Annotated in this window: 4 protein-coding genes and 1 riboswitch; all 4 genes read left to right on the forward strand. The window is 65.7% G+C overall.

Features of this window, described 5'->3' with window-relative positions:
* Nucleotides 1-17 precede the first annotated feature (17 nt).
* The 4 genes from garA (at nt 18) to AC2VON_RS22395 (ending at nt 2,710) form a co-directional block, all read left to right on the forward strand.
* Nucleotides 18-491, forward strand: a complete 474-nt coding sequence (garA, locus tag AC2VON_RS22380) for a glycogen accumulation regulator GarA (protein WP_486954832.1) — start codon at nt 18-20, stop codon at nt 489-491.
* 41 nt (nt 492-532) lie between these two features.
* A complete protein-coding gene (gene ftsR / locus AC2VON_RS22385) occupies nt 533-1,276 on the forward strand; it encodes a transcriptional regulator FtsR (RefSeq protein ID WP_486954830.1) in 744 nt (247 codons plus the stop codon).
* Nucleotides 1,277-1,325: 49 nt separating this feature from the next.
* Nucleotides 1,326-1,820 (forward strand): bifunctional nuclease family protein, encoded by a 495-nt coding sequence (locus AC2VON_RS22390; RefSeq protein ID WP_486954833.1) that lies wholly within the window; start codon nt 1,326-1,328, stop codon nt 1,818-1,820.
* Nucleotides 1,821-2,077: 257 nt separating this feature from the next.
* On the forward strand, nt 2,078-2,710 hold the full coding sequence (locus AC2VON_RS22395; protein WP_486954831.1) for a MerR family transcriptional regulator: 633 nt from the start codon (nt 2,078-2,080) through the stop codon (nt 2,708-2,710).
* Between the two features lie 110 nt (nt 2,711-2,820).
* A riboswitch (glycine riboswitch) is annotated at nt 2,821-2,919 on the forward strand.
* Nucleotides 2,920-2,956 lie beyond the last annotated feature (37 nt).

Consider the following 2,956-nt stretch of genomic DNA (forward strand, 5'->3'; position numbering starts at 1 on the left):
CCAGTGAGGAGCAGCGGGTGCCGGAGAAGGACAACGACCAAACCACTGACGATGCTTCCGTGGAAACCACATCGGTCTTTCGCGCCGAGTTCCTCAATGAGCTGGATGCGCCTGCACAGGCCGGCAGTGAGAGCATCGTTTCCGGCGTCGAGGGACTGCCAGCCGGCTCGGCGCTGCTGGTTGTCAAGCGAGGCCCCAACGCCGGATCTCGGTTCCTGCTTGACCAGGCGGTGACCGCGGCGGGGCGACATCCTGACAGCGACATCTTCCTCGATGATGTCACGGTAAGCCGTCGCCACGCCGAGTTCCGCTTGGAGACCGACGAATTCCAGGTCGTCGACGTCGGGAGCCTCAACGGCACCTACGTCAACCGCGAGCCGGTCGATTCGGCGGTGTTGACCAACGGCGATGAAGTCCAGATCGGCAAGTTCCGCCTGGTTTTCCTGACCGGACCGAAGACCGGCGAGCATGAGGCCGGGCCTGGCAACTAGTGACCGCGCCCCGACCAGCCTCGGCCGCCGATCCGGCCGGCATGTCGATCGGAGCGGTGCTGGATCTGCTCCGACCGGATTTTCCCGACGTCACCATCTCCAAGATCCGGTTCCTGGAGACCGAGGGGCTGGTGACGCCGCAGCGAGCCACATCGGGGTATCGCAGGTTCAGTGCCTACGACTGTGCGCGCCTGCGTTTCGTGCTGACCGCCCAGCGGGATCACTATCTGCCGCTGAAGGTGATCAAGGCACGGTTGGATGCCGAGGCCGACGGTGAGCTGCCGCCGCCCGGATCGGTCTACGGGGGACCGCGATTGGTGCCGATGGCCGGTGTCCCTGGTGGCACCCTTGGTGACCTTGGTGACCTCGCTGCAGTCTCGCCGACCCGAGTTACTCCGGAGGTGGCACCCACCCGGACCCGGTTGAGTCGCGAGGATCTGCTGGAACGCTCCGGCGCCGACGACAAACTGCTGACGGCGCTGCTGCGGGCGGGGGTGATCACTACCGGGCCGGGCGGCCTCTTCGACGATCAGGCGGTCATCATCGCCCAATGCGCGCGGGCGCTGGCCGAATATGGGGTGGAGCCGCGACATCTGCGGGCATTTCGCTCGGCGGCCGATCGGCAGTCCGATTTGATCGCGCAGATCGCCGGGCCGGTGGTCAAAGGGGGAAAGGCCGGTGCCCGCGACCGCGCCGACGATCTGGCGCGCGAAGTCGCAGCGCTGGCGATCACCCTGCATACGGCGCTGGTCAAGTCAGCGGTCCGCGACGTTCTGCATCGCTGAGGACTAGACTTCGTTCGACGGCACAGGCGTATCCGGAGGGCTAATGCAGATGGGTGAAGTGCGCGTAGTCGGCATTCGCGTCGAACAGCCGCAGAACCAACCGGTGCTGTTGCTGCGCGAGGCTGACGGCGACCGGTACCTACCGATCTGGATCGGCCAGGCGGAGGCCGCGGCGATCGCTTTAGAACAGCAAGGCGTTGAGCCGGCCCGTCCGCTGACCCACGATTTGATCCGGGATCTCATTGTCGCACTTGGCCATTCGCTCAAGGAGGTGCGGATCGTGGACCTGCAGGAGGGCACCTTCTACGCGGACTTGATCTTCGACCGCAATATCACCGTGTCGGCCCGGCCGTCGGACTCGGTGGCCATCGCTCTGCGGGTCGGGGTGCCGATCTACGTCGAGGAGGCGGTGCTGGCCGAGGCGGGCCTGCTGATCCCCGACGACAGCGATGACGAGTCCGGCGGGGCGGTTCGCGAGGACGAGGTCGAGAAGTTCAAGGAATTTCTGGACAGCGTGTCGCCGGATGATTTCAAGGCCACCTGACCCCACTTGCTCCGGGCCGGGCGCCCGGCCCAACATTACGGATGCGTCTCATCTGGCCTCGCGGTTCCGACACGCCCGGTGGAAAGCACCGCCCGGACGCCCTCGGCCGTACTTTAATGGTGACTTGACGGGTTCAGACGGGCTCAAATGGCACAACGGCTCGTCGAAAAGCGTATGCTCACAAGCGTCTCGGGCTAGAGCAAACGCGGCCGCTGGCCAGCCAGTGGTAACGAGCGCGACCGGCGAGAGGAAGCATCGTGGGCGAGCCACCGCGGCAGGAACAACTCGACCTTGCTGATCAGGCCGATCCGAGCGGCGCGGAGCTCACCCCGGACACCGGGGTGAGCGAACCGGTGCAGGCCGGTCTGTTTCCCGATGATTCGGTGCCCGACGAGTTGGTCGGTTACCGCGGTCCCAGCGCATGCCAGATTGCCGGGATCACCTACCGCCAGCTCGATTACTGGGCCCGCACCTCGCTGGTGGTGCCTTCGATTCGGGGGGCCGCCGGTTCGGGCAGCCAGCGACTGTACTCGTTCAAGGACATCCTGGTGCTCAAGATCGTCAAGCGCCTGCTCGACACCGGCATCTCGCTGCACAACATCCGGGTAGCCGTCGACCACTTGCGCCAGCGTGGTGTGCAGGATCTGGCCAACATCACGCTGTTCTCCGACGGCACCACAGTGTATGAGTGCACGTCCGCCGAGGAGGTGGTCGACCTGCTGCAAGGCGGGCAGGGCGTTTTCGGCATCGCGGTGTCGGGTGCGATGCGTGAGCTCACCGGCGTCATCGCCGACTTTCCCGGCGAGCGCGCTGACGGGGGCGAGTCGCTCAGGGCACCCGAGGACGAGCTGGCCAGCCGCCGCAAGTACCGCGACCGCAAAACCGGCTAGCCATCGGCTAGCCAGCGCTCGTGTTCCTGCGAGCATGCGCAAAATCGCACTTGTGGCGCCTGCGCAGTGCGATTTTGCGCATGCTCGCACGGTAGTATTGGCGATCGCATCGCACTCGAGCGGGAGAGTTTCGTGGCAGCCAGCCACGGACGCCGAAGGAGCAACACCTCTCCGTCAACCTCTCAGGCCCGAAGGACCGCGCGAAGACGACGATGCCTCTGGAAAGCGGTGGCGACCGGCAGCGGT

This window comes from Mycobacterium sp. TH-M82, from assembly GCF_057473605.1.